The organism is Bradyrhizobium sp. AZCC 1610 (assembly GCF_036924515.1).
Lineage (GTDB): Bacteria > Pseudomonadota > Alphaproteobacteria > Rhizobiales > Xanthobacteraceae > Bradyrhizobium.
On sequence record NZ_JAZHRR010000001.1, the window covers coordinates 2144764 to 2167327 of the forward strand.

General features: G+C 63.4%; 25 protein-coding genes. 16 read left to right on the forward strand and 9 right to left on the reverse strand.

The window, feature by feature from the left end; genetic code table 11:
• Nucleotide 1: 1 nt before the first annotated feature.
• The 4 genes from V1279_RS10170 to V1279_RS10185 all read right to left on the reverse strand — a co-directional run bounded on the left by V1279_RS10170 (nt 2) and on the right by V1279_RS10185 (nt 4277).
• Nucleotides 2-841 carry an ABC transporter permease gene (locus V1279_RS10170; RefSeq protein ID WP_334434915.1) on the reverse strand — a complete coding sequence of 280 codons (840 nt, stop codon included), beginning with the start codon at nt 839-841 and terminating at the stop codon, nt 2-4.
• Nucleotides 838-1809 (reverse strand): ABC transporter permease, encoded by a 972-nt coding sequence (locus V1279_RS10175; protein ID WP_334434918.1) that lies wholly within the window; start codon nt 1807-1809, stop codon nt 838-840. The genes V1279_RS10170 and V1279_RS10175 overlap by 4 nt, the downstream gene beginning before the upstream one ends.
• A gap of 72 nt (nt 1810-1881) precedes the next feature.
• Nucleotides 1882-3435 carry an ABC transporter substrate-binding protein gene (locus V1279_RS10180; RefSeq protein ID WP_334434920.1) on the reverse strand — a complete coding sequence of 518 codons (1554 nt, stop codon included), beginning with the start codon at nt 3433-3435 and terminating at the stop codon, nt 1882-1884.
• Between the two features lie 53 nt (nt 3436-3488).
• Nucleotides 3489-4277: a class II aldolase/adducin family protein gene (locus V1279_RS10185; RefSeq protein ID WP_334434922.1), complete on the reverse strand. Its 789-nt coding sequence runs from the start codon at nt 4275-4277 to the stop codon at nt 3489-3491.
• 128 nt (nt 4278-4405) lie between these two features.
• Here V1279_RS10185 and V1279_RS10190 point away from each other — a divergent pair, with 128 nt between their 5' ends.
• On the forward strand, nt 4406-5146 hold the full coding sequence (locus V1279_RS10190; RefSeq protein WP_334434924.1) for a GntR family transcriptional regulator: 741 nt from the start codon (nt 4406-4408) through the stop codon (nt 5144-5146).
• A complete protein-coding gene (locus V1279_RS10195; RefSeq protein WP_334434927.1) occupies nt 5143-6168 on the forward strand; it encodes a histone deacetylase family protein in 1026 nt (341 codons plus the stop codon). The genes V1279_RS10190 and V1279_RS10195 overlap by 4 nt, the downstream gene beginning before the upstream one ends.
• A 27-nt stretch (nt 6169-6195) precedes the next feature.
• Here V1279_RS10195 and V1279_RS10200 read toward each other — a convergent pair whose 3' ends face one another.
• Nucleotides 6196-7047: an Mrp/NBP35 family ATP-binding protein gene (locus V1279_RS10200; protein ID WP_442894749.1), complete on the reverse strand. Its 852-nt coding sequence runs from the start codon at nt 7045-7047 to the stop codon at nt 6196-6198.
• Between the two features lie 7 nt (nt 7048-7054).
• On the reverse strand, nt 7055-9091 hold the full coding sequence (locus V1279_RS10205) for a 4Fe-4S binding protein (RefSeq protein ID WP_334434929.1): 2037 nt from the start codon (nt 9089-9091) through the stop codon (nt 7055-7057).
• A 189-nt stretch (nt 9092-9280) separates the two neighbouring features.
• Here V1279_RS10205 and V1279_RS10210 point away from each other — a divergent pair, with 189 nt between their 5' ends.
• From V1279_RS10210 to V1279_RS10270, 13 genes are all read left to right on the forward strand, one after another.
• Nucleotides 9281-10015, forward strand: coding sequence for a biotin/lipoate--protein ligase family protein (locus V1279_RS10210; protein WP_334446307.1), 735 nt, complete (start codon nt 9281-9283; stop codon nt 10013-10015).
• A gap of 7 nt (nt 10016-10022) precedes the next feature.
• Entirely contained in the window at nt 10023-10598 is a 576-nt protein-coding gene (locus tag V1279_RS10215) for a DUF6505 family protein (protein WP_334434931.1), read from the forward strand.
• Nucleotides 10595-11617 carry a DUF6352 family protein gene (locus V1279_RS10220; protein WP_334434933.1) on the forward strand — a complete coding sequence of 341 codons (1023 nt, stop codon included), beginning with the start codon at nt 10595-10597 and terminating at the stop codon, nt 11615-11617. Before V1279_RS10215 ends, V1279_RS10220 begins: the two co-directional genes overlap by 4 nt.
• A 28-nt stretch (nt 11618-11645) precedes the next feature.
• Nucleotides 11646-12158: a DUF3305 domain-containing protein gene (locus V1279_RS10225; RefSeq protein WP_334434935.1), complete on the forward strand. Its 513-nt coding sequence runs from the start codon at nt 11646-11648 to the stop codon at nt 12156-12158.
• On the forward strand, nt 12155-12859 hold the full coding sequence (locus tag V1279_RS10230) for a DUF3306 domain-containing protein (protein WP_334434937.1): 705 nt from the start codon (nt 12155-12157) through the stop codon (nt 12857-12859). Before V1279_RS10225 ends, V1279_RS10230 begins: the two co-directional genes overlap by 4 nt.
• Nucleotides 12860-12983: 124 nt before the next feature.
• A complete protein-coding gene (locus tag V1279_RS10235; protein ID WP_334434939.1) occupies nt 12984-13772 on the forward strand; it encodes a molecular chaperone TorD family protein in 789 nt (262 codons plus the stop codon).
• Nucleotides 13773-13803: 31 nt separating this feature from the next.
• Complete coding sequence (locus V1279_RS10240) at nt 13804-14034, forward strand: hypothetical protein (protein ID WP_334434941.1); 231 nt, start codon at nt 13804-13806, stop codon at nt 14032-14034.
• 13 nt (nt 14035-14047) lie between these two features.
• Nucleotides 14048-17014, forward strand: coding sequence for a formate dehydrogenase subunit alpha (locus tag V1279_RS10245; protein WP_334434943.1), 2967 nt, complete (start codon nt 14048-14050; stop codon nt 17012-17014).
• Nucleotides 17015-17028: 14 nt separating this feature from the next.
• The gene (fdh3B, locus tag V1279_RS10250; protein ID WP_028348819.1) at nt 17029-17625 is read left to right on the forward strand and encodes a formate dehydrogenase FDH3 subunit beta; all 597 of its coding nucleotides are present in this window, start codon (nt 17029-17031) and stop codon (nt 17623-17625) included.
• Between the two features lie 67 nt (nt 17626-17692).
• Nucleotides 17693-18715, forward strand: coding sequence for a formate dehydrogenase subunit gamma (locus tag V1279_RS10255; RefSeq protein ID WP_334434946.1), 1023 nt, complete (start codon nt 17693-17695; stop codon nt 18713-18715).
• A gap of 35 nt (nt 18716-18750) precedes the next feature.
• On the forward strand, nt 18751-18906 hold the full coding sequence (locus V1279_RS10260; protein WP_334434948.1) for a hypothetical protein: 156 nt from the start codon (nt 18751-18753) through the stop codon (nt 18904-18906).
• A gap of 14 nt (nt 18907-18920) precedes the next feature.
• The gene (locus tag V1279_RS10265; protein WP_334446309.1) at nt 18921-19301 is read left to right on the forward strand and encodes a DUF971 domain-containing protein; all 381 of its coding nucleotides are present in this window, start codon (nt 18921-18923) and stop codon (nt 19299-19301) included.
• Between the two features lie 11 nt (nt 19302-19312).
• Nucleotides 19313-20644, forward strand: a complete 1332-nt coding sequence (locus V1279_RS10270; RefSeq protein ID WP_334434950.1) for a c-type cytochrome — start codon at nt 19313-19315, stop codon at nt 20642-20644.
• A 134-nt stretch (nt 20645-20778) separates the two neighbouring features.
• Here V1279_RS10270 and V1279_RS10275 read toward each other — a convergent pair whose 3' ends face one another.
• From V1279_RS10275 to V1279_RS10285, 3 genes are all read right to left on the reverse strand, one after another.
• Nucleotides 20779-21054: a hypothetical protein gene (locus V1279_RS10275; protein WP_334434953.1), complete on the reverse strand. Its 276-nt coding sequence runs from the start codon at nt 21052-21054 to the stop codon at nt 20779-20781.
• Between the two features lie 93 nt (nt 21055-21147).
• Nucleotides 21148-21375 carry a hypothetical protein gene (locus tag V1279_RS10280; RefSeq protein WP_334434955.1) on the reverse strand — a complete coding sequence of 76 codons (228 nt, stop codon included), beginning with the start codon at nt 21373-21375 and terminating at the stop codon, nt 21148-21150.
• Nucleotides 21376-21702: 327 nt separating this feature from the next.
• Nucleotides 21703-21930: a DUF2188 domain-containing protein gene (locus V1279_RS10285; protein WP_334434958.1), complete on the reverse strand. Its 228-nt coding sequence runs from the start codon at nt 21928-21930 to the stop codon at nt 21703-21705.
• Nucleotides 21931-22390: 460 nt separating this feature from the next.
• Here V1279_RS10285 and V1279_RS10290 point away from each other — a divergent pair, with 460 nt between their 5' ends.
• A complete protein-coding gene (locus tag V1279_RS10290) occupies nt 22391-22549 on the forward strand; it encodes a hypothetical protein (protein ID WP_334434960.1) in 159 nt (52 codons plus the stop codon).
• The last annotated feature ends 15 nt before the right edge of the window (nt 22550-22564 follow it).

Below are 22564 nucleotides of genomic sequence, written 5' to 3' on the forward strand. Positions count from 1 at the left end.
CTCAGCGTCCCCCTTTGGCGAGGCGAGGGTTGAGCGCGTCGTTGAGGCCTTCACCGATCAGGTTCAGCGCCAGCACCGAGACCAGAATGGCGATGCCGGGAAATACCGTGATCCACCAGGCCTGGCGGATCACCGTGCGGCCGGCGCCGACCATGTAGCCCCACGACATCAGATTGGGATCGCCGAGGCCGAGGAAGGAGAGCGAGGATTCGAGCAGGATCGCGGTTGCGACCATCAGCGAGGCCAGCACGATGACCGGCGACAGCGCGTTGGGCAGGATCTCGCGCCAGATGATCCACCAGTTGGTTTGGCCGGTCACGACTGCCGCCTGGACATATTCGCGCGTGCGCAGCGACAGCACTTCGCCGCGCACCAGCCGCGCCACCGGGGGCCAGCTTACGATCGCGATGGCGACCACGATCGATACGATGGAGGGTTGCATGATCGCGACCAGCACGATCGCCAGCGCAAAGCTCGGTACGGTCTGGAAGAATTCGGTGAAGCGCATCAGGGCATCGTCAACGCGCCCGCCAAAATATCCGGCCGCCGCGCCGAGCGGAATGCCGACCGCCAGCGATGCCAGCGTGGAGATCAGGCCGACCAGCAGAGAAACCCGCGCGCCGTAGATGATGCCGGCCATCACATCGCGGCCGAGCGCATCGGTGCCGAGCGGCAGGTTGGCAACCGTGAACGGCGGCAGGAACGGCCGCTGCACCATGCGCCAGGGTGAGGTCGGAAACAGCAGCGGACCAAACAGCGCAACCGCGATCGCGATGGTCAGGATCGCGACGCCGATCATGCCGCCGGGATTGCGCAACAGCATTCGCCAGACCTGTCTCATGAGGCGAACTCGATGCGAGGATCGACGGAGCGATAGACCAGGTCCGTGATCAGGTTGAAGGCCAGCACCATCGCCGAGCAGACGACGAAGACGCCGAGCAGCAAATTGTAGTCGCGCTGCAGCAGGGCTTCGTACATCAGGCGGCCGATGCCCGGCCACGCGAACACGGTCTCGGTCAGCACAGCGCCGCCGACCAGCGTGCCGGCTTGCAGGCCGGCAAGGGTGACCACCGGCAACAGCGCGTTGCGCAGCACGTGACGGCGCTGGATCACGGTGTCAGAGAGGCCCTTGGCGCGCGCGGTCTTGACGAAGTCGAGCCTGACAACCTCGAGCATCGAGGCGCGCGTCATGCGGGCATAGGTGGCCATGAAGAACAGGCCGATGGTTGTCGCCGGCAGGATGAGGTGGGCGGCGACGTCGAGCACATGCGCGAGCCCGGTATAGTTTGCGCCCACGGTCTCGTAGCCGAAGCTCGGCAGCCAATCCAGCGTGACCGAAAACAGCAGGATCGCCATCAGCGCGACCCAGAACAGCGGTGTGGCGTAGAAGATCAGCGCCGCGACCGTGATCGTGGTATCGGCCCAGGTCCCGGCAAAGCGCGCTGCCAATGCGCCGAACAGGATGCCGAAAGCCAACGAAATCGCAAACGCGGTCCCCGTCAGCAACAGTGTCGCCGGCAGGCGCTGCAGGATCAGCGTCGCGACCGGCATCTGCTGGCGAAACGAGAATCCAAGATCGAGGCTGAGGATGCCTTTGACGTACAGGAATAATTGCACCGGCAGCGGCTGGTCGAGACCGAACTTCTCGCGCAGTTGAGCCAGGAAAACCTGATCGCCTGCGCCTGCTTCGCCGGCCATCACCAGCGCCGGGTCGCCCGGCGCCATCCGGATCAGGAAGAAGTTGAGAACGACGAGCGCGAAAAGGACGACGATGGCCTTCGCGATCCGCTGGGCGATGAAGGAAATCATGTTCTATCGATTGCGTTGGAGGCGCGATATCCGGGCGTCAGATCTGAGGCCTGACGCCCGACGGGCTGGGGATTACTTCTCGATCCAGGCGTCACGGAAACCGTCGTTCACGCCGATGCCGGTCGTGATCAGGTTCTTGACGCTGCAGCGGGTGATGGTCGGGAATTGCAGTTCGAGCATCCAGGCGACCGGCACGTCCTCGACCAGGATCTTCTGCGCCTTGGCGTAGATCTCCCCGCGCGCCGCATCGGGGAAGGCGACCGCGCCATCGGCGAACAGCTTGTCGATCTCGGGATTCGAATAGCCCTCGACATTGTTGAACGGCGAGCCCTTGGCGATCTGGCTGGAGACATAGTTGCGGCCGACGCCGAGCGCGGGATCGCCGTACTGATAGAGATAGGTAAAGGCGATGTCGTAGTCCCACTCGCTGACCTTTTGATTCCAGCCGGGAACGTCGGTCGCCATCATCTCGACGTTGATCCCGACGTCCTGCAGGTTCTGCTTAACCATTTCGGCCCAGCGCTGCCACGTCTCGCCATAGGGCAAAGGCAGCATGCGGACTTTCTCGCCCTTGTAGTTGGCTTCCTTGAGCAGCGCCTTTGCCTTGGCCGGATCGTAGTCGTATTTCGGCACCGCGCCCGTGTAGTACTTGATCGCGGAGCCTGACGGACCGGTCGCGACCTTGCCGAGGCCGTTCCAGACCACGTCCTTGGCCATGCTGCGATCGATCGCAAACATCAGCGCCTGACGGAATTTCTTGTTCGCGGTCGGCCCTGCGCGGTTGTTGAGCCAGAGCCAGGAATGCGGGCTGAAGAATTCCCAGCCGGCGCCGGTGACGCAGGTGTTCTTGAGCTTGCTCAGGCGCGGCACGTCGAAATTTTCCACCGAGCCGCCGGGCAGCACGTCGACCTTGCCGGTTTCGTAAGCGACCGAACGTGCGGCAGCATCTGGAATCACGTGCCAATAGATCTCGTCGATATTGGGCTTGCCCTTGACGTGGTAGCTCGGATTCTTGACCAGGCGGATGAACGAGCCCTTCTGCCATTCCCTAAACATGAAGGGGCCGGTGCCGATGGGCGTGTTGTTGGCCGGGTTGGTCTTGAAATCGGTGCCTTCATAGATGTGCTTCGGAATCATCGGCAGCGAGCCGACCTCGAAAATGCCTATGAACGGGCCGAACGGCTGCTTCAGCGTGAAGACCACCGTCGATTGATCGGGCGCCTCGACTTTGTCGAGCTGCACCAGATTGCCGCGCGCCCGCGCGTGGGTTTGCTTCAGGAATTCAATCGAGAACAGGACGTCCGCTGAGGTGAACGGCTTGCCGTCGTGCCAGGTCGCGCCCTTCACGAGTTTGAACGTGTAGATCTTGCCGTCCTCGCTGACCGTCCAGCTCTCGGCGAGGCCGGGCAGGGGGTCCAGTTTGGGGCTGTAGCGCAGCAGGCCTTCATAGATGTTGCCGGCGATCATCTGCGTCGGGCCGTTCTGAACCAGGCCCATCATCAGGCTCGGCGGCTCCGGCTGAATCACGGCATTGACAACGCCGCCTGCCTTCGGCCCCTCGGCTACTGCCGACGTGCTCAGCATGCAAAGCACGGCAAAGCTCATCAATATCTTTCGCTTGGACATTACTTACCTCGTTCAAAAAAAGCTGGCCGGCGCGCTACCGGGCGTTACGTTTGTCAGCTCGCAAAATCGGGATCGGTCCGCTCAAGCATCCGCTTGAAGGCGCCCCATTCGCTGTCGGGTACGCCATTGGTTTCGATCGCGTCGTAGAAGCTGGCGTATTGGCCGGCCGTCTTGCGGGCCACGGCTGCGGACAGCTCGATGATCTCGGCGCCGGACGACTGCACGGCGAGCTGGGCGCGGCAGGAGCGTTCCAGATTGTGCATCAGCTTGAAGGCCTCGGCGACGGACCGTCCGCAGGTCAGCATGCCGTGGTTGCGCAGCACCATTACGAACTTGTCGCCGAGATCAGCGACAAGGCGCGAACGCTCATCGAGATCGAGCGCGATGCCTTCATAGTCGTGATAGGCGAGGCAATCGGTAAACTGCAGCGACCATTGATTGAGCGGCAACAGGCCCCGCTTCTGGCAGGCGATTGCGATGCCCGCCACCGTGTGCGTGTGCAGGACGCAGAGCGCGTCATGCCGCGCGGCATGGATCGCACTGTGAATCGTGAAGCCGGCCGGGTTGATGCCGAGGCCCATGGGGTCATCGATGACGTTGCCGTCCAGATCGACCGTCACCAGGTTGGACGCCGTGACTTCCTCGAAGCGCAGGCCGTAGGGGTTGATGAGGAAGCTGTCCTGCCGGCCCGGAAGCCGGGCGGAGATGTGGGTGTAGATGCTGTCGTCGAGACCGAGCCGGTGAATCAGCCGGTAGGCTGCCGCGAGGTCGATCCGGATTTGAAGAGTCTGGTCTGCCGCCGCCGGCCATGCCTTTGCGATGTTCTGAGCTGCGCTGGTCATTTCCGCCTTTACCCATTTTCAACCTTTTCAAGTTGCGGGCGGCTGAACAATTTGGCAAGATGAATCTGTCGACAATCGACGATTAAAAAATATACACGAGCTGACTTAGGTTTAGGCCGATGCGCTCCATGTCCCTTCCGGTTGGATTGCCGGCACTTACCGACAGCGATCTGGTCGGCCAGGTCGCGCGCATCCTCACGCAGGCGGTCGTTCAGGGCCGTTTGCCGCCCGGTTCCAAGGTGGTGGAAGCGGGGATTGCCCGCGAATTGGGCATCAGCCGGGCGCCCGTGCGGGAAGCGGCGCGGCTGCTGGAGAAGCAGGGGCTCTTGGTAGCCAGACCGCGCCGCGGCTTTTTCGTGCGCAAGCTCGAAATCAGAAACATCGATGAGATCTATGATCTGCGTCTTTGCATTGAGCGCCACGCCGGCGTGCTGGCCTCACGAAATCTCACGACCGACGCGCGGGACGCGCTCAGGCGACAACTCGATATTCTGCACAAGACCGCCGATCTCGACGATCCCGCGCGCCAGGTGGAAGAAGATTATCGCTTTCACCGGCTGATCTTCGAAATCGCGGATAACAGGCGCCTGCTGCGGTTGTTCGATGATCTCGCAGCAGAGCTGCGCATGGTCATCGGCTTGATCGGCCGCCTGTACGACGATCCGCATGAGATCGCGCGGACGCACGAGCCGCTGCTTGCGGCCATCGAAGCCGGGCACCCCGAACGCATCACCGCGCATGTCGATCACCATATCGGTCACGCCTGGCGCGAGGTCGGCAGACTGGTGCGGGAGCTGACGCCTCCGAGCAGCGATGCTGGTGCGGCGCCAGGCGGAATTCTATTGCCCACCAACGGAGTACCCGCGTGAAGGCCGTCTACACCGAACTGCATCGCAGCCACGATCCGCAATTCTTCCTGGTGCGCGGTGTTATCAAGCGCACCACCGAGCAGCCCGAACGTGCCGACCGCTTGCTGGCAGGGTTGAAGGCGGGCAAGCACACTCTGCTTGAGCCGACGGTGTTCGGCCGGGGCCCGCGGGCACGCGTCCACAGCGCGGAGTATTTGCGTTTTCTTGAGGAAGCTTGGGACGCCTGGGCCGCGCTCGGCGATTCCGGTTCGGAGATGATCGCCAACATCCATCCCGTTCGCTACGGCGCGACATACCCCACCCATATCGTCGGCCGCCTCGGCTGGCACGCGGCGGATACGGCGGCTCCGATCGGCAAGGGCACTTACGCCGCCGCCTGTGCCGCCACCGATGTCGCCACGACTGCGGCGCAACTTGTCATGGACGGTGAAGACGCTGTGTATGCGCTGTGCCGGCCGCCGGGCCATCACGCCTATGCCGACATGTCGGGTGGCTTCTGCTTCTTCAACAACAGCGCGGTGGCAGCGGCGCAGCTTCGGCTGCAGCATGAGCGCGTCGCAATCCTCGATGTCGACGTGCATCACGGCAACGGCACGCAGGGCATTTTTTATGAGCGCCCCGACGTGCTGACGGTGTCAATCCATGCCGACCCCGTCTTCTTCTATCCATTCGTGTGGGGATTTGCGCATGAGCGCGGCGCCGGGCCCGGTCTCGGCGCCAATCTGAACATTCCATTGCCGAAGGGCACCGGGGATGACGACTACATAAAGGCGATCGGCGAGGCGGAAAAAACCATCCGCGCATTTGCGCCCGGCGCGCTGGTGGTGGCGCTCGGTCTCGATGCTTCGGAGCACGATCCGCTCGCCGGCCTTGCGGTGACGACGGCCGGCTTCCGGCGCATTGGTGCTGCGATCGCGCGGCTGGGCCTGCCGACCGTTTTCGTTCAGGAGGGCGGTTATCTTTCGGATATTCTCGGTGCCAATCTCACGGCTGTGCTCGGCGGCTTCGAAGAGGCGCGTTAGCAGGTTCGCCGATAGGCTGTGCCGCGGCTACTCGATGACGATGCGCGGCGGCGGTCGATGCGCCGCGCCGGTCACGATCGCGGTCCAGATTTCACGCGCAATGCCGATGTAGTGCTTCGCATGGACGCCGTCAGGCTCGATCGCGACGACCGGACGGCCGTCGTCGGAGGTCTGGCGGATCTGCATGTCGAGCGGGATTTCGCCGAGATAGGGAATGCCGCGACTTTCGGCTTCCGCCCGCGCGCCGCCATGACCGAAGATCGGCGTGACGTGGTTGCAGGTCGGGCAGCAGAAGCTCGACATGTTTTCGATTAGCCCCAGGATCGGGATGCTCACCTTCTGAAACATCGCAATGCCGCGCCGCGCGTCGATCAGGGCGAGGTCCTGCGGCGTCGAGACGATGATCGCGCCGGCCAGCGGCGCCTGCTGCGCCATGGTGAGCTGTGCGTCGCCGGTGCCGGGCGGCAGATCGACGACGAGGATATCGAGATCGTCCCATGCGACTTCGCGGAGCATCTGCGTGATCGCCGAGATCACCATCGGTCCGCGCCAGATCATGGCGTTGTCTTCCTCGACCAGAAAGCCGATCGACATCACCTTGACGCCAAAACGCTCCATCGGCTCCAGCATGCGCGGGCCGAGCTGCCGTGGCTTGCCCCGCAGCCCGAACAGTTTTTGTTGCGACGGACCATAAATGTCGGCGTCGAGAATGCCGGTCTTCAGTCCCAGCGCGGCGAAGCCGAGCGCGAGGTTGCAGGAGGTGGTGGATTTGCCGACGCCGCCCTTGCCGGAGGCGACCGCGACGATGTGCTTGACGCCGGGAATGCCGGCGGCTTTCGACGTCGCACGGGCCTTGAGATCTGGAGGGGTGGCGGACACGGGCTGCTCACGATCCAAGCGGATCGTCCTTCTTCACATTGCGCGCGCGCAGATAATCTTCCGTCGTCATGACCGGCGGGCGTTGCGGCGCCGCATGCGGATCGAAACTTTCGTTCACCACGGCTTCGACGCGGCAGTCCGCGCACATCTTGATGACGTCGAGGCGTTTGGCGTTGGCGCCCTGGAACATCCAGTGCTTCTCGCCGAGTTTTGCAAGCACACGGTCGATCGAGCTCCTGGTGCCGAAGGGTTTGCCGCAGGCAATGCAGTTGAACGGCTCTTCCTCCTTCAGCACGCGCTGCGGCGTGTTCCAGGCCTGGAAGTCGAGACGCGGCTCGATGGTGATGACCTGCTCGGGGCAGGTCGCTTCGCAAAGCCCGCACTGCACGCAGAGGCTTTCGGTGAAGCGCAGCATCGCGCGATCGGGATTATCTGATAGCGCGCCGGTCGGACAGGCGGTGACGCAGGCATGGCACAGCGTGCAGCCTTCGACGTCAAGCTTTACGGTGCCGAACGGAGCGCCCGGCGCCAGCGGAACCACGTCGACCGGCGCGGGGGCGGCGAGGTGAAGCTCGCGGAACGTCGTCTCGAGCACGCCGCGTTTCGCGCCGCGCGGAACAAAGCCGGCCGGCTTTTGCGTTGCGACCCCGCGCGGGGCGGCATCCAGCATGGCGCGCAGCTGGTCCGGATCGTCGGTCTCGATGATCTGAATGATGCCGGTGCCGAAGCCCAGCGCGCTAACGATCCGATCCGACGTCTCGACCGCGCGGCGGAGTGCCGTGATGTCGTGCCGGGGCTTGGCGCGCGTGAGCAGCGCGATGCCGCTGCCGCCATAGGCAAAGACGGATGCGAGGAGTTCCGGTCCGACCTGGGTTACTTCGTTGACCCGCAGCGGCAACACATTGGCTGGCAAGCCCTCGCCAAACCGCGCCAGGGCATCGATGTTTTCCTCGCCGTGCTCGCCGTCGTGAAACAAGACCACGGCGTCGCTCCCACCGACCTTGCGGTAGGTCTGCAGCAGCGTCCGCAGCCGCCGCATCAGGGCGTCTACGCTCGGCAGCGCATAAGAGGCCGCGCCGGTCGGACATACCGAAGCGCAGGAACCGCAGCCGGCGCACACATTGGCGTCGATCACGACCGAATTGCCGTTCGGCGTGATTGCGCCGGTCGGACACAGATCGAGGCAGCGCGTGCATCCGGTAATGGAAGAGCGCGAATGCGCACACAGCGACGGCTCGAAATTGACAAAGCGCGGCTTGTCGAAGGTGCCGACGAGCGCGCCGGCGTTTGCAATCGCGCGCTCGACGGCGGCGCGGTCGCGCGGATCGGCGCGCAGATAACCGGGGCGCAGTTCATGCGCGGGAAACAAGGGATTGCCGCCCGAGAGATCGAGGATGAGATCGCAGGTCGAGGTCGCGCCGTTGCGCGAAGGCCCGAACACGAGCTTCGCGCGTGAAGACGGCGACGGCTGCGCGTAATCGTCGATCGCAAGCTCGAATTGCCCGAGATGTCCGCGGGCGTTGCGGATCGTGCCCTTGAGCACGGGAAATTCGTTCGTGCGGCGCGGCGTCACGTCGCCGGGCCTGGTCAGAAGCACGGTAATGTCCAACCGATCGGCGAGACGCTGCGCCGCCTCGATGGCAATCTCGTCGCGACCATAGATCATCGCAACGCCGCTGCTCTCGAGCGTGACCAGCGAGATCGGCGGCATGTCTTCGCCTGCTGCGGCAATTAGCGCTGCTGCCTTTGGACCTGCCGCCGCGGCATCCTTCGACCAGCCGCCAGTCTCGCGGATGTTGACGAAGGTAAGCTCGGCCTGCGGCGAATTCTCCGCGACTTCCCGGAACAGCGGCGCTTCCTGGGTGCAGGCAACCGTGATCGGCGGGCCTTCGGCGAGCGCCTCCTTGAAGCGGTCCAGATCGAGGCCGCAAAGCTGATTTGCCTGCGTGATTCTGGCCGTGCAGCCACGACCGATCGCTTCCGCGTCGAGCGGCATGGTCTTCTCGCAACTGCAAATCAGGAGTCGAGACGTCGCCGCACTCATTTTGAAATACCTTGAACCCGGAGCATCAAGCGGGTTGTTGCTTCATCCTACGGTTCTGCGGTAACCGCTCGGACGGATATCTGCAAGATACAAAGGCCGCTCGCGTGGCCAACTCGCGCGGAATAGCATACACCCGCGGCTCGTGGAGCAATTAGGGATTAGTCGCTCGTGATCGCTCGTCCAACAGATATGGAACAGACGCTCGATTTGCCACCCGGTTATACTTTGGTCGCGTTGCGCGAGCTAGGTGACGCCTTCGCCCATGCTCGCGACATCGCGGCCGAGGCGGGGGCCGGAACGCTCGTGTGGGTGCGCCGCTACGATCTGGTCGAGTTCGCGGTGGTACTTGAACCAGACGAACCGCTCAGGTCGGCGCGCCGGGCATTCTTTGCCGGCATGAATGCGCTGGCCGATGCGATTGCCGCCCATTGTCCGCCGGAGCGGGAGGTCACGTTCGACTGGCCTGATGCTGTCAGGTTCGATGCGGGGTTGCTCGGCGGCGGACGGCTGGGCTGGCCGGCCGAATGCACCGAAGACGACATACCTGAATGGCTCGTTTTCGGCGTGATCCTGCGCGCTGCCACTATGGCACATGTTCCGGAGGTGCAGGCGGCTTCGGGCGTGTCCTTGCTGAGCGAAGGTTTCGAGATGGTCGATACCGATGCGATCATCGAGAGCTTCAGTCGCCACCTCATGACGGCCTTCGACCGCTGGAAAGAGCGCGGCTTTGAGGCGATTGCGCGGGACTATCTGGAGCGGCTGCCCAAAACCGAGGCCGGCGAGCGCCGGGGCATCGACATCAACGGCGATCTTCTGGTCAGCGTGCCGGCCGGCAGCGGACAGCCAGAGCGCAGCAGTCTGGTGGATGCGCTTGGACGCGCTACTTGGTATGATCCGCAGGCACGCGGTCCGAAATTCGGATGAGGCGGACATGTTGAAGTTTCCGCGAACCATCAGACTGGACCCATCAGATACGTTCGTTTTTGAGCGGGCGGCGGAACCCGGGGAGTGGGCGGTTTCCGGCGCGTTCCTGTTCTGGAACCAGGATCCAACGACGCTGAGCCAGAAACAGCGCGTGGCGCTGCGTTCGGGCTTTCTCGGGATCGACAGCCTCGGATGGTCGACCCTTGCGATTGTCACCGAAGCGACGGAAGCGGAGCGGCAGGCGATGATCGAGCGGCTCGCTGGGCAGTTAGTGGAGAAATTCGGGGCGCCTGATGCGGAGGCGGCGCGCCTTGCCGCCGAGGAGGAGATCGCGTTTGCAGGCTCGCTGTGCGAACATCCGCCGCAGACCCTGCTCGCCGTGCAGCGCAGCGTCGAAAACGGCGAAATTCGCGAACGCTTTCGCACCCTCAAGCCGCGCCCGGGTGCCGCAGATGCCGACCGGTTGCACGCGCATGCCAGCGCCTTTACCTTCCATGAAGTCGAAGGCGATGTTGAACCTGCCGAAGAGGTTGATCTTCTCGGGCTGATCAGGACCGACGCCAGGACGACGGATCGTACATGAGAGAATTCTGGGTCGCCTCGGGCCATCACCTCACGCGCCGCGCCGATCATGGCGGGCTGGTCGCGACGCCTGAACTCATCATGGCTTATCTGGCGCGGCCCGAATTGATGCCACCGGCCGACGCCTGCGACGCCGAGCGCGATCTGCATGCGAGCCTGATGGCCGACCCGCTGCGCCCTGTGTCGGGCGTGGATATCGCCCGGCTTGCCGATGCCGACGCGCGCGAAAACTGGTCCTTCATGATGAATTTCCGCGACCGGCTGATGGCAGCGCCGTCGCTGGAGGCGGTTTATGTCGCGCTGGCCCGCAAAGGGGCCGGCGATCTGCCGCCGATCTTCCTGTCGCAATTGTGCCACCTGATCCTGCGCAACGCCCTCGAAGGCTGCGACGATCCTTATGTATTGCGCGCGGCGGAGCTGTTCTATCGCAGCCAGCTGGCGGCCGTTCACGACGGCACGCTGCTGCTCGCCGATGCGGAGGTGATCGAGGCGGAGCAGCACGCCCAGCACGACGTGCACTTGTCGCCGCTGACGGCCATGCTGCAACAGCCGAAGGCGTTCGGCGAGATGGACGTCATGGACGACGAAAACGCCTGGTCCTACTGGTCGCGTTCGGACGCGCACGCGATGGTCATGAATCTCGGCGGCAACGCCAAGGCGCGCGCCGGGCTGTGCCGGGTCATCGAGCAGTGGATCAGCCACCTGCTCGGCGTTACCGTTACCGTCGAAACCATCGCCTCGATCGAGGATCGCGACTGGCGCTGGTTCATAGGCCTCGACAGCGAGGCGACGCGGATCGGCAATGCCCTGTGGCATGGCGAGCGGTTGGACGGCGGCGTCGCCGAACGTATCGTGGCTTTGATGCGGCTGACCATCGAAGATTCGCGGCTGGTGGACGAGCGGGTCGGCGACAAGCCGGTCTACCTCATCCTCGCCATGGGCGCGGACAAGGTGGTGCGATTAAAGCCGCAGAATCTGGTCGCGGGGTTGCCGCTTGCGGCGGCCGCGAACGTCACATGATCCACCGAAGGGAGGATCGGGATTGGCAATGACTGAAGCATCCCGCGAGGTTGGCGTGGTGGTGCGCCGCCGCTCGATCGACAATCCCTGGATCGACCAGTTGTGGTCGCCGGCGATGATTTTGGACGAGGCGCCCGCGACCGCGCCGTGGACCGTGCTATCCAACGAACCCAATGCGACGACCTATTACGCGGGCTCGGCCAGCATCGATCTGTTCAGCGCGGAAACGGCGAATTATCGCGATAACCTCGCCGACGGCGAGCCGCGCATCTGGGTCGCGCTGCGGCGCCAGGACGGCGGCGCCGAGCTCGAGCTGACCAAAGTCACCGCCGATCCGACCGAAGGGGAGGCGATGTTCGAAAGCGGCTGCGACGTCATTGGCACCGTGCCGATGCCGCCCGAGATCGCGTCATGGATTGCAGCCTTTGTCGATGAATTCCATGTCGAGCGCGTGTTCCATAAGCGCAAACGGGATCGCGCGAGCGGCGATCGGCCGCGCGTGCCGGGCGGCCGGCCGGATGAGGGAACGGGACGACGATGAGTGGTCCGGACGAAGCCGATCGGGACAAGGGCTTTCTGGCGCGATGGTCGCAGCGCAAGCAGGAGGCAAAACAGCCGGAGCCGAAGCCGGACGTGCCGGCTGGCGAAAGCGTCGAATCGTCAGGCTCGCCCGCACCACAAGGCGAAGACGTCACGCCGGAATTCGATCTCTCTACCTTGCCAAAACTCGAGGAACTGACGGGAAGCACCGATATCACCGCATTTCTTCGAAAAGGCGTTCCCGAACATTTGCGGAATGCGGCCTTGCAAAAATCCTGGGCGCTGGATCCCGCGATCCGCAATTACGTCAATCCCGCGCTCGAATACGCCTATGACTGGAATACGCCGGGCGGGGTCCCCGGCGGCGGCGAACTCGGCGCAGGCGTCGACGTGGCGCGGCTGGTGTCGCAGATCATGGGCGAGCCCGCAGCCGAAACGACAAACTCTGACGCCAAGTCCGGAGGCGAGGCGGCAGTTTCTCCGGTACAGCCGTCCGAACGCGAACATTCGGCAGAACCGCAGGAAGATCTCCCGGCGCAGCCTGTACGACGTGTTGGGGAACCGACGGCGGAGACGGAGGCCGCTTCAAAGGCCGATGGCGGCGCCGACGAGGCCGCACCGGCCGGCGAGGCTCAGTCCGCGAGATCTGTTGCGTTGCAGCAACCAGTGCGACGTCATGGCACCGCAAAACCGATTGTTTAGACAAAAGTTTTTGCGACATAGCCAAAGGCTATGTTAGAGATTCCCACCTTGGAATAATTCCAGTTCTAAGTTTGTATGCCTGAATAAGAGGCACAGGGTGGGCGGGGAAGAAATCGGTAGCACCATGCGTGACGCCGGTCTGGAACTAGCAATCAGGGCAGCGGGTGGCGTTGCATCGCTGGCGCGAGGGATGGGCATTGCGCAGCCCTCGGTCTCGGCGTGGTCGCGCATTCCCGCCGAGCGCGTTCTTGCCGTCGAAGCGCTGACGCGGGTGAATCGATTTGTTCTTCGTCCCGATCTCTATGGACAGTCCGGGGGTCAGGTGACGTCGAAGCCCGAAATCGACGAGATCGATCAATTGCGTGCCGCGGAATACGGCCTTTTGTCCTTGCTGCTCGGCAAGGCGCCTGACGCCGACACGCTCAAGCGGGTGGCCACGCTGAAGGGCGATGGCTCCGATCTCGGCATGGCCCATGTCGAACTCGCCTCCGCCGCTGCCGCGACGGACGACCGCGCCGTGAGCAAAGAGTTCTTTGATCTCTTCATCGGCCTCGGCCGCGGCGAACTACTTCCCTATGCCTCCTACTATCTGACCGGCTTTCTTCACGAGCGTCCGCTGGCGCGGGTGCGCGAGGATCTGCGCGGGCTCGGGATCGAGCGCGCGGGCACCTCGCGTGAGCCGGAAGATCACATCGCTATCCTGCTCGAGGTCATGGCTGGCCTCGCACGCGACGACTTCGAGGCTGAGTTCGCCGAACAGGCGCGTTTTTTCGAACGGCATCTCAAGCCGTGGGCGGCGCGGATGTTCGCCGATCTGGAAATGTCGCAATCGGCGCGGTTCTATCGCGCCGTCGGCCGCACCGGCCGTGTCTTCATGGAATTGGAATCCGAGGCCTTCACGCTGTCCGAGTGACGGCGAAGGCGAGCCGAAAGGGGAGATCGCAATGAGTAAGATATCCGACAGCAAGGCGCTCGCCAGCAAGGGCAAGTCGCAGGATGCAGCCGTGGATCGGCGCCGGTTCTTCATGATGGGCGGGTCGGCCGTCGCTGCGGCCGCGGTCATGCCGCTTGCGAGCGGCGAGGCCGAGGCAGACGAGTCGCAGCCTGAGCGCGTCAAGGCGCGCTACAAGGAAACCGATCACGTCAAGAATTTCTATCGCGTCAATCGCTATTGATGGGACAACGCACATGTTGATGAAGCGAAGAGACGGATCCGCGGGCAAGGCGCGTTTGCAGGGTATCGCTGCCGGCCTCGCGTCGGGAGTTCTCGACCGCCGCACGTTCCTGCGGCGGTCCGGTCTGGCGGCCGGTGCGGGCGCCGCGATCGGCCTGATGCCGCTCGGCTCGGTACGCAAGGCGCAGGCCGGTCCTGAGAAGGTCGGCGCACCGACCGAAATCAGGAAGAACATCTGCACACATTGCTCGGTCGGCTGCACCGTGATCGCCGAAGTGCAGAACGGCGTCTGGGTCGGCCAAGAGCCGGCTTGGGACAGCCCGATCAATCGCGGCTCGCATTGCGCCAAGGGCGCAGCCGTGCGCGAACTCGTCCACGGCGACCGCCGGCTGAAATATCCGATGAAGCTCGTCAACGGCGAGTGGCAGAAGGTCTCGTGGGATCAGGCGATCAACGAGATCGGCGACAAGATGCTCGAGATCCGCGCCAAGTCCGGCGCCGATTCGGTCTATCTGCTGGGCTCCGCGAAATTCTCCAATGAAGGCGGCTATCTGTTCCGCAAGTTCGCGGCGTTCTGGGGCACCAACTCGATCGATCACCAGGCCCGCATCTGTCATTCGACCACCGTCGCCGGCGTCGCCAATACCTGGGGCTACGGCGCGATGACCAATTCCTACAATGACATGCGCAACTCGAAGACCATCGTCTTCATGGGATCGAACGCCGCCGAAGCCCATCCGGTTTCGTTGCAGCACATCCTCAGCGGCAAAGAGCTCAACCGCGCCAACGTGTTCGTGCTCGATCCGCGCTTCACCCGCACCGCGGCGCATGCCACCGAATATGTTCGGTTCCGCGGCGGCACCGATATCGCCGTCATCTGGGGCATGCTGCACCACATCTTCAACAATGGCTGGGAAGACAAGGAATTCATCAAGCAACGCGTCTACGGCATGGACCAGATCCGCGCCGAAGTTGCGAAGTGGACGCCGGAAGAGGTCGAGCGCGTTACCGGAATTCCCGGCGAGCAGTTGAAGAAGGTTGCCGAGACTTTTGCCAAGCAGAAGCCATCGGCCTTTGTCTGGTGCATGGGCGGCACCCAGCACACCGTCGGCACCGCCAACGTCCGCGCCTATTGCGACCTGCTGCTGGCGACCGGCAATGTCGGCACCTTCGGCGGCGGCGCCAACATCTTCCGCGGCCACTGCAACGTGCAGGGCGCGACCGATATCGGCCTCGATATCGTGACGCTGCCGCTCTATTACGGCCTGGTCGAAGGCGCCTGGAAACACTGGGCGCGGGTTTGGGAGGTCGAATACGATTATCTGCAGTCGCGCTTCGATGAAGTCCCCGCAAAGGCCGGCCGTCCGGCGCGTACCCGCAAGCAGAACATGGAATTGCCGGGCATTCCGTGGACCCGCTGGTTCGATGCGACGCTGGCCAATCCCGACGACGTCGATCAACGCGATGTCGTAAAGGGCGTGGTCATCATGGGGCACGGCGGCAATACCGTGCCGCGCATGACGGAGATGGTGAAGGGCCTCGAAAAGCTCGAACTGCTCGTGGTCGCCGATCCGCATCCCACCACGTTTGCCGCGATCTCCGACCGCAAGAACGGCACCTATCTGCTCCCGGCCTGCACCCAGTTCGAGACCTCGGGGTCGCGCACGGCGTCCAACCGATCGCTGCAGTGGGGCGAGCAGATCGTCAAGCCGATCTTCGAATCGAAGGACGACTACGAGATCATCTACCTGCTCTCCAAGAAGCTCGGCTTCGCGGATCCGATGTTCAAGAACATCAAGGTGGAAAACAATCATCCGTCTGCCGAAGACCTGCTGCGGGAAATCAACCGCGGCGGCTTCTCGACCGGCTATTCCGGCCAGTCGCCGGAACGGCTGAAGGCGCACATGAACAACCAGGGCAAGTTCGACCTGGTGACCTTGCGCGCCAAGGCGGACGAGCCCGAGATCGGCGGCGACTATTACGGCCTGCCGTGGCCGTGCTGGGGCACGCCGCAAATCCGGCATCCGGGCACGCACACGCTCTACAACACCAACCTTCACGCCAAGGATGGTGGCGGCACGTTCCGCGCCCGCTTCGGTGTGGTCTACGAAGAGAAGCAGCCGGACGGTTCGGTGAAGAACGTCAACCTGCTGGCCGAAGGCTCCTACAGCAAGGGCTCGGAGCTGACCGACGGCTATCCCGAGTTCACCTATGGCGTGCTCAAGAAGCTTGGCTGGGACAAGGACCTCACCGCGGAGGAGCTTGCCACCATCAACAAGATCGGCGGCAACAATCCTGATGGCGTCGGCTGGGCGGTCGATCTGTCGGGCGGCATCATCCGCGTCACGCTCGAACATGGCGTGATGGCGTATGGCAACGGCAAGGCCCGCGCGGTGGCGTGGAATCTGCCCGATCCCGTGCCGGTCCATCGTGAGCCGATCTACACGGCGCGGCCCGATCTGGTCGCGAAATACCCGACGCGTCCGGATGGGCGTCAGTTCCGTATGGCCAATCTCGGCTTCTCCGTTCAGAAGGCGGCGGTGGACAAGGGGCTGGCCAAGCAATTCCCGATCATCCTGACCTCGGGACGTCTCGTCGAATACGAAGGCGGCGGTGAGGAAACCCGGTCGAACAAATGGCTCGCCGAATTGCAGCAGGACATGTTCGTCGAGGTCAACACCTCGGATGCCGCCGAGCGCGGCATCAAGGACGGCGGCTGGGTCTGGGTGTTCGGTCCGGAAAACGGCTCGAAGGCCCGGGTCAAGGCGCTGGTCACTGACCGTGTCGGCAAGGGCGTGGCATTCATGCCATTCCACTTCTCCGGCTGGTTCCAGGGCGTCGACCAACGCGGCAAATATCCGAAGGGCTCAGATCCGATCGTGCTCGGCGAAAGCGTCAACACGATCACGTCCTACGGCTACGACCCGGTCACCGGCATGCATGAGGGCAAAGTGACCCTCTGCCAGATCCAATCGGCGTGAGAGGAGAATAGATCATGGCTCGCGTCAAATTTCTTTGTGATGCCGACCGTTGCATCGAGTGCAACGCCTGCGTGACGGCCTGCAAGAACGAACATGAAGTGCCGTGGGGCATCAATCGCCGCCGCGTCGTCACCATCAATGACGGCAAGCCCGGTGAACGCTCGGTCTCCATGGCCTGCATGCATTGCACCGATGCGCCATGCGCCGCGGTCTGCCCGGTGTCGTGCTTCTACACCACCGCCGACGGCGTGGTGCTGCACTCCAAGGATCTGTGCATCGGCTGCGGTTACTGCTTCTACGCTTGTCCGTTCGGCGCGCCGCAATATCCGAAGGTCGGCAACTTCGGATCGCGCGGCAAGATGGACAAGTGCACCTATTGCGCGGGCGGACCGGAAGCCGACTCCACGCCGGCCGAATATGCCAAATACGGCGCCAACCGCCTCGCCGAAGGCAAGCTGCCGATTTGCGCCGAGATGTGCTCGACCAAGTCGCTGCTCGCCGGAGACGGCGCGATCATCGCCGAGATCTACAAGGAGCGGGTGATGAAGCGCGGTTACGGCTCCGGCATGTGGGGCTGGAAGACCGCCTACAGCGACTCACCGACCGGCTGATGCAACGGCCGCCGCGCTCCGGCGCGGCGGCATCAGGGTAATTCGATAACCGAAAGGCGTTGTGCAAATGCCAGGCTCACTTTCAATTCTCAAGCTCGCCGTGTTCAAGCCGTTGCTTGCCGCACTTGCGCTGCTGTTCGTGCTCGCGAATCCCGCAGCCGCCCAGCTTTCCTTCAAGCCGACCGCCGAGGCCGTTCAGGAAGACAAGCTGCTGAACGCGCTGAAGGAGGGCGACAAGATCACCGGGCGCGTATCGATCCCCGACGGCATGTCTGCCAGCCTGATCCAGCCCGCCGGCCGCGACTGGCGCGACTTCCAGCGCAGCAAGCTGCCGTGGATCGGCGGCATTGCCATTCTCGGAATGCTGGCCGTGCTGGCGATCTTCCTGATGGTGCGCGGCCGGATTCGCGTGCATCAGGGGTTCTCGGGGAAGACGATCTTGCGCTTCGCCAGCTTCGAACGCTTCACCCACTGGCTCACGGCAAGCTGCTTCATCGTGCTGGCGCTCTCGGGCCTCAATGTCAGCTTTGGCCGCACCCTGGTCCTGCCGTTGTTCGGCGCGGACGCGTTTGCGGCCATGTCGTCCTGGGCCAAGCTTGCGCATAACTACCTGGCATTCCCGTTCATGCTGGGCCTCGTGATCATGTTCCTGATCTGGATCAAGGATAACATCCCCGGCAAGCTCGATCTCGAGTGGATCAAGCAGGGCGGCGGCCTTCTGTCCGATGACAAGCATCCGCCGGCCAAGCGTTTCAACGCGGGGCAAAAGGGAATTTTCTGGATCGTGATCATCGGCGGCGTGTTGATGTCGGTGTCCGGCTGGTTCCTGCTGTTCCCGTATTTGCCGGCCAACGTCACGGCGTTGCAGTTCTGGACCGTGATCCACGCCGTGATTGCGATGCTCTTCATCGCCGCCATGCTGGCGCACATCTATATCGGCTCGGTCGGTATGGAAGGCGCGTTCGACGCGATGGGAACCGGTGAGGTCGATCTCAACTGGGCCAAGGAGCACCATTCTCTTTGGGTCGAGGAAGAGCAGGCGAAGGCCAGCGCTCCCCCGGATAGCCCGCGAGCCGTGCCTGCCGAATGAGCCGGCTCGGCTCAAGTCAAATGTGAGGAAGTGACATGAAATCGTTTATTGCTGCTCTGGCGTTCGCAGTGGTTGCCGCCGTCGGCGTCGCGATGGTGCTCAACACCATGCAGCAGTCCAGCTCGGTCAGCTTTACGACCAGCGGCGCCAGGGTCGGCGATCCCGGCCATAACCTGATTGGCCCGAGCTGACGCCGGCGGTGGGCCTGCCTGAAGTCGCGCTGGCGTGGCCGGTCGAAATTCGCCTGCTGAAGGACCGCCGCTCGCTGCACGTTGCCTTTGACGACGGCCGCGCCTTCGATCTCTCCGCCGAGTTGCTTCGGGTGACCAGCCCGTCCGCCGAGGTGCAGGGGCATTCCGAGGCCGAGCGCAAGACGGTCGGCGGCAAACGTAATGTGACCATTCTTTCCGTCGATCCTGTCGGCAATTATGCTGTCCGAATAGGGTTCGATGACATGCACTCAACCGGCATCTACTCTTGGGCGTTTCTGCGCGATCTCGGCTTGAACGCCGGGCGGCGCTTTCAGGATTATCTTGACGACCTCCAGGCTAAAGGCCTCGACCGCGACAGGCCGGGCGTGCGCTGAGGCCGATGCGGATGCAGCAAAGGATTGCCGCGAACGCTTCGCTCGCCAGGGGAGGCCGGTCCGCGCTTCTGAGCTTTGCGGCCTTGTTGATCGTTCTGTCGATCGGAACCACCTCGGCCTTCGCGCAACTGCGAGGGCATGGCGGGCCGGTGCGAGGACTGGCGATATCGGCCGACGGGCAAAGCGCGATCTCCGGAAGCTTCGATTCAACCGCGATCCGCTGGTCGCTGACGCGCAATGCGGCCGAGCAGGTACTTCGTTTCCATTCCGACGCCGTCAACGCGGTCGCGCTGCTCGGCGAGGGGCGTGCCGCGACCGCCGGTGCCGATGGCCGCATTGCAATCTGGACTTTGGGCAAGGCAGAGCCCGACACGGTGTTCGAAGGCCACACGGCGCCGATCGTCGCGCTGGCGGCATCGCCTGATGGCGCAACGCTCGCATCGGCCTCGTGGGATCACACGGTGCGGCTCTGGCCGCTCGCAGGCGGCGCGCCGCGCGTGCTCGATGAGCATACGCAGAACGTCAACGGCGTGGCGTTTACCGCCGATGGCCGCGCTTTGGTCAGCGTCAGCTACGACCTCAGCGTTCGCATCTGGCCACTGTCGGGAGCGCAAACGCCGACCGTCGTTCCGATGCCGACCCCGCTCAACGCCGTGGCCGCCGCCGATGGTGAAATCGCGGTCGGCGGCGCCGACGGCAAGGTTTATTTCCTGACCGCTGGCGGCGCGCGGGCCGGCGAGGTTGCGGCAGGGCCAAGGCCGGTGATCTCGATTGCGATTTCGCCTGACGGTGCGCTGGTTGCTGCCGCGGGCATCGGCGGCACGGTCGCCGTGATTGACCGCAAGGCGCGCACGCTCACGCGCACGCTGGTCGGTCCGGGCCTGCCGGTCTGGTCGGTGGTATTCCTGCCCGACAGCCGCACGCTGCTGACGGGCGGCGCTGATAACAGCATCCGGCGCTGGAACGCGGCGACAGGCGAGCCGGTCGACCCGATTCTGCTGGAGACGGCGGGAGATCCGCTCGCCCCCTATGCCGGCGATCGCGGAGCGCAAATCTTTCGCGCCTGCGTCGCCTGCCACACGCTCGCCGCGGACCAAGCCAACAGGGCAGGCCCGACGCTCGCCGGCATCTTCGGCCGGCGTATCGCCACGGCACCGGGCTACAATTTTTCCGAAGCACTCAGGCGGCTCGATATCGTCTGGACGCCGGAGACGGTTTCCAAACTGTTCGAGATCGGGCCGCAGGCCTACACGCCCGGCACCAAGATGCCGGAGCAGCGCATCGGCTCGGAGCAGGACCGCGCCGCGCTGGTGCAATTCCTCGAGCGGGCGACAAGGCGATAGGACCGATCGACGCGGCGACTAGAGCCTTTTCCGTTCCGATGGAATCGGAACGGGGCTCTAGATTTTTGATTTGACGCGTTTTCTTGACGCGAACCGGTCTCCACTTCGCTGGAAAACGCTCTATCCTGACTCGATCAAGGTTTCGCGGGGGCTGAAAAGACCAGCGACATATCCTCGAACTCCTCGATCGGAAGCTTGTTTACGCTCGCGGTGGCCGGAGATTTCTTCGGCGATGCGACGCCTGTGGTCACGCCAGAATGGTCATAGGAAATTGAGTACGAACGCAATGTGGTTGCGACAGCGAGCAGGGTGACTGCCACGAATCCGGAAATCAACAGACGCTTCATGGAAAACTCCGTTGGCTCGATATGCAGTGTGGCTTGCACCACCGCATTACGGCCAACGGCCACGCGTGAATGTGGCCTGCGTCACCTATCACGATCTTGTTTACGATATGTGAGCCGATTCCATCGGCGCATAGGGTGACAGCGCGTCCAACTCGCCTACGGGTTGGGACGACGACCGGTCCGTGGATTGAGCGGCCCCGTCGGCCGGCGCCTCAGCGCTTCCGGCAGGAATTCCTCGTCCGACGCGGGAATGGCGCTGGAGCGGACGTCTGCCGCGGACTGGGCACGTTCGTGTGGAGTCTGGTTGTCGTTGAATTTTCGCTTTACGTCGACGCCATCGACGGGATCGTTGACGCCGTGCTGAATGTCCCTGAAGTCGCTCATGGTATTCTCCCGACGTTCATCGACCTGCACGCTCGGAAACGCGGACTGGAGTACAGTGTTCCCCCTCGGTCGGGCAGCCGGAGCCGTTAAATTGACGCGCGCAGGAGGTGAAATCGTGCGGGAACGGTACAGGCAGAACCAGAGTGAGAAGCCAAACGAATTCGATCCCCTGTACCGTAGCCGCGCGGCCTCTCGAAGGGAGTGCATGGGCCTTCAATCATGAAACGGTAATGGCGATGTAAGCCGCGTTCGACGAAGTCTGCAGTCGCATCGCCGCGGAGTCGATTTCAGCCGCAGATTTTTAGCTCCACGGCGCGCGCGAGCGTTTCACGGTACGTTTTGGGAATTCTTGGCGCCAAGCGCAGTCTTGTAGCCGGCCTCGCGACCGGGGACGCTGACGTGGACCTCATGGCCCTGGCGGATCGCCAGCGACGCGGCGGCGACGGCTGCTTCGAATGCCGCTTCCTTTGTGTCGTAGTCGTGCTGCGCAGTCCCGTCATGGAGGACCGTCCAGCCGTCCGGCTTGGAAACGATCATGTATTCGGCCAATCCCATCGTTGCCTCCTTGCTGCCCGCCAGAGCAACGTTGAGACCTGTTCTCGGGTTCCAGCGGCTTACCGCATGGTAAGGTGGCAGGCACTTGCATGCTGCGGCGCTCGCGGTTGCCATCGCAGACAATCCTGATCGAAGGGACGGGTTAGGTTTTCGGTGGGCGACCACGTTTGGCGAACGTCAGTCCCTGCATGTCGGCCGCATACTGAAGAATACCAGCGCGCTTCAAAGCTTCGCTTCGTGCAGGACCATGAGGCATGGCTCGTGCTTGCTCAAGCGCCACGAGCGCTTCCATATGCAAGTCCCGCTGGGGCCGATCCTCGACTTTCTTCTTGTCCATTCAAAAAGACTAGGAGGGAGCATCATCCTCTGTCTGTTCGGTTCCGGACGTTGGAACCCTGAGTTCACAGATTCGTCAGGAACCAAACGACGTGCTGGCCGCTTCCAATTCTGGAGGTGTCCAATGAGCAAAGAAAAGCCTGCCGATGATCCGCGCCAGCAGACGGACTGGGGATCGCACAAGCAGACCGACAAGCCCTGGAAGGGGAATCCGGAAAAGGAGCAGCGGTCGGGATCGTCAAAACCCGATCTGGAAAAGTGGCATGAGACCAACACTCATTAGCCGCGCGTTGGCGAC

Coding starts and splice junctions, on each gene's coding strand:
- V1279_RS10190 (WP_334434924.1), top strand. CDS start 4,406: ATGTCCCTTCCGGTTGGATTGCCGGCACTTACCGACAGCGATCTGGTC.
- V1279_RS10240 (WP_334434941.1), top strand. CDS start 13,804: ATGAGTAAGATATCCGACAGCAAGGCGCTCGCCAGCAAGGGCAAGTCG.
- V1279_RS10225 (WP_334434935.1), top strand. CDS start 11,646: ATGACTGAAGCATCCCGCGAGGTTGGCGTGGTGGTGCGCCGCCGCTCG.
- V1279_RS10280 (WP_334434955.1), bottom strand. CDS start 21,375: ATGAGCGACTTCAGGGACATTCAGCACGGCGTCAACGATCCCGTCGAT.
- V1279_RS10230 (WP_334434937.1), top strand. CDS start 12,155: ATGAGTGGTCCGGACGAAGCCGATCGGGACAAGGGCTTTCTGGCGCGA.
- V1279_RS10290 (WP_334434960.1), top strand. CDS start 22,391: ATGAGCAAAGAAAAGCCTGCCGATGATCCGCGCCAGCAGACGGACTGG.
- V1279_RS10175 (WP_334434918.1), bottom strand. CDS start 1,809: ATGATTTCCTTCATCGCCCAGCGGATCGCGAAGGCCATCGTCGTCCTT.
- V1279_RS10205 (WP_334434929.1), bottom strand. CDS start 9,091: ATGAGTGCGGCGACGTCTCGACTCCTGATTTGCAGTTGCGAGAAGACC.
- V1279_RS10185 (WP_334434922.1), bottom strand. CDS start 4,277: ATGACCAGCGCAGCTCAGAACATCGCAAAGGCATGGCCGGCGGCGGCA.
- V1279_RS10255 (WP_334434946.1), top strand. CDS start 17,693: ATGCCAGGCTCACTTTCAATTCTCAAGCTCGCCGTGTTCAAGCCGTTG.
- V1279_RS10170 (WP_334434915.1), bottom strand. CDS start 841: ATGAGACAGGTCTGGCGAATGCTGTTGCGCAATCCCGGCGGCATGATC.
- V1279_RS10215 (WP_334434931.1), top strand. CDS start 10,023: ATGTTGAAGTTTCCGCGAACCATCAGACTGGACCCATCAGATACGTTC.
- V1279_RS10270 (WP_334434950.1), top strand. CDS start 19,313: ATGCAGCAAAGGATTGCCGCGAACGCTTCGCTCGCCAGGGGAGGCCGG.
- V1279_RS10235 (WP_334434939.1), top strand. CDS start 12,984: ATGCGTGACGCCGGTCTGGAACTAGCAATCAGGGCAGCGGGTGGCGTT.
- V1279_RS10285 (WP_334434958.1), bottom strand. CDS start 21,930: ATGGGATTGGCCGAATACATGATCGTTTCCAAGCCGGACGGCTGGACG.
- fdh3B (WP_028348819.1), top strand. CDS start 17,029: ATGGCTCGCGTCAAATTTCTTTGTGATGCCGACCGTTGCATCGAGTGC.
- V1279_RS10220 (WP_334434933.1), top strand. CDS start 10,595: ATGAGAGAATTCTGGGTCGCCTCGGGCCATCACCTCACGCGCCGCGCC.
- V1279_RS10245 (WP_334434943.1), top strand. CDS start 14,048: ATGTTGATGAAGCGAAGAGACGGATCCGCGGGCAAGGCGCGTTTGCAG.
- V1279_RS10260 (WP_334434948.1), top strand. CDS start 18,751: ATGAAATCGTTTATTGCTGCTCTGGCGTTCGCAGTGGTTGCCGCCGTC.
- V1279_RS10180 (WP_334434920.1), bottom strand. CDS start 3,435: ATGTCCAAGCGAAAGATATTGATGAGCTTTGCCGTGCTTTGCATGCTG.
- V1279_RS10210 (WP_334446307.1), top strand. CDS start 9,281: ATGGAACAGACGCTCGATTTGCCACCCGGTTATACTTTGGTCGCGTTG.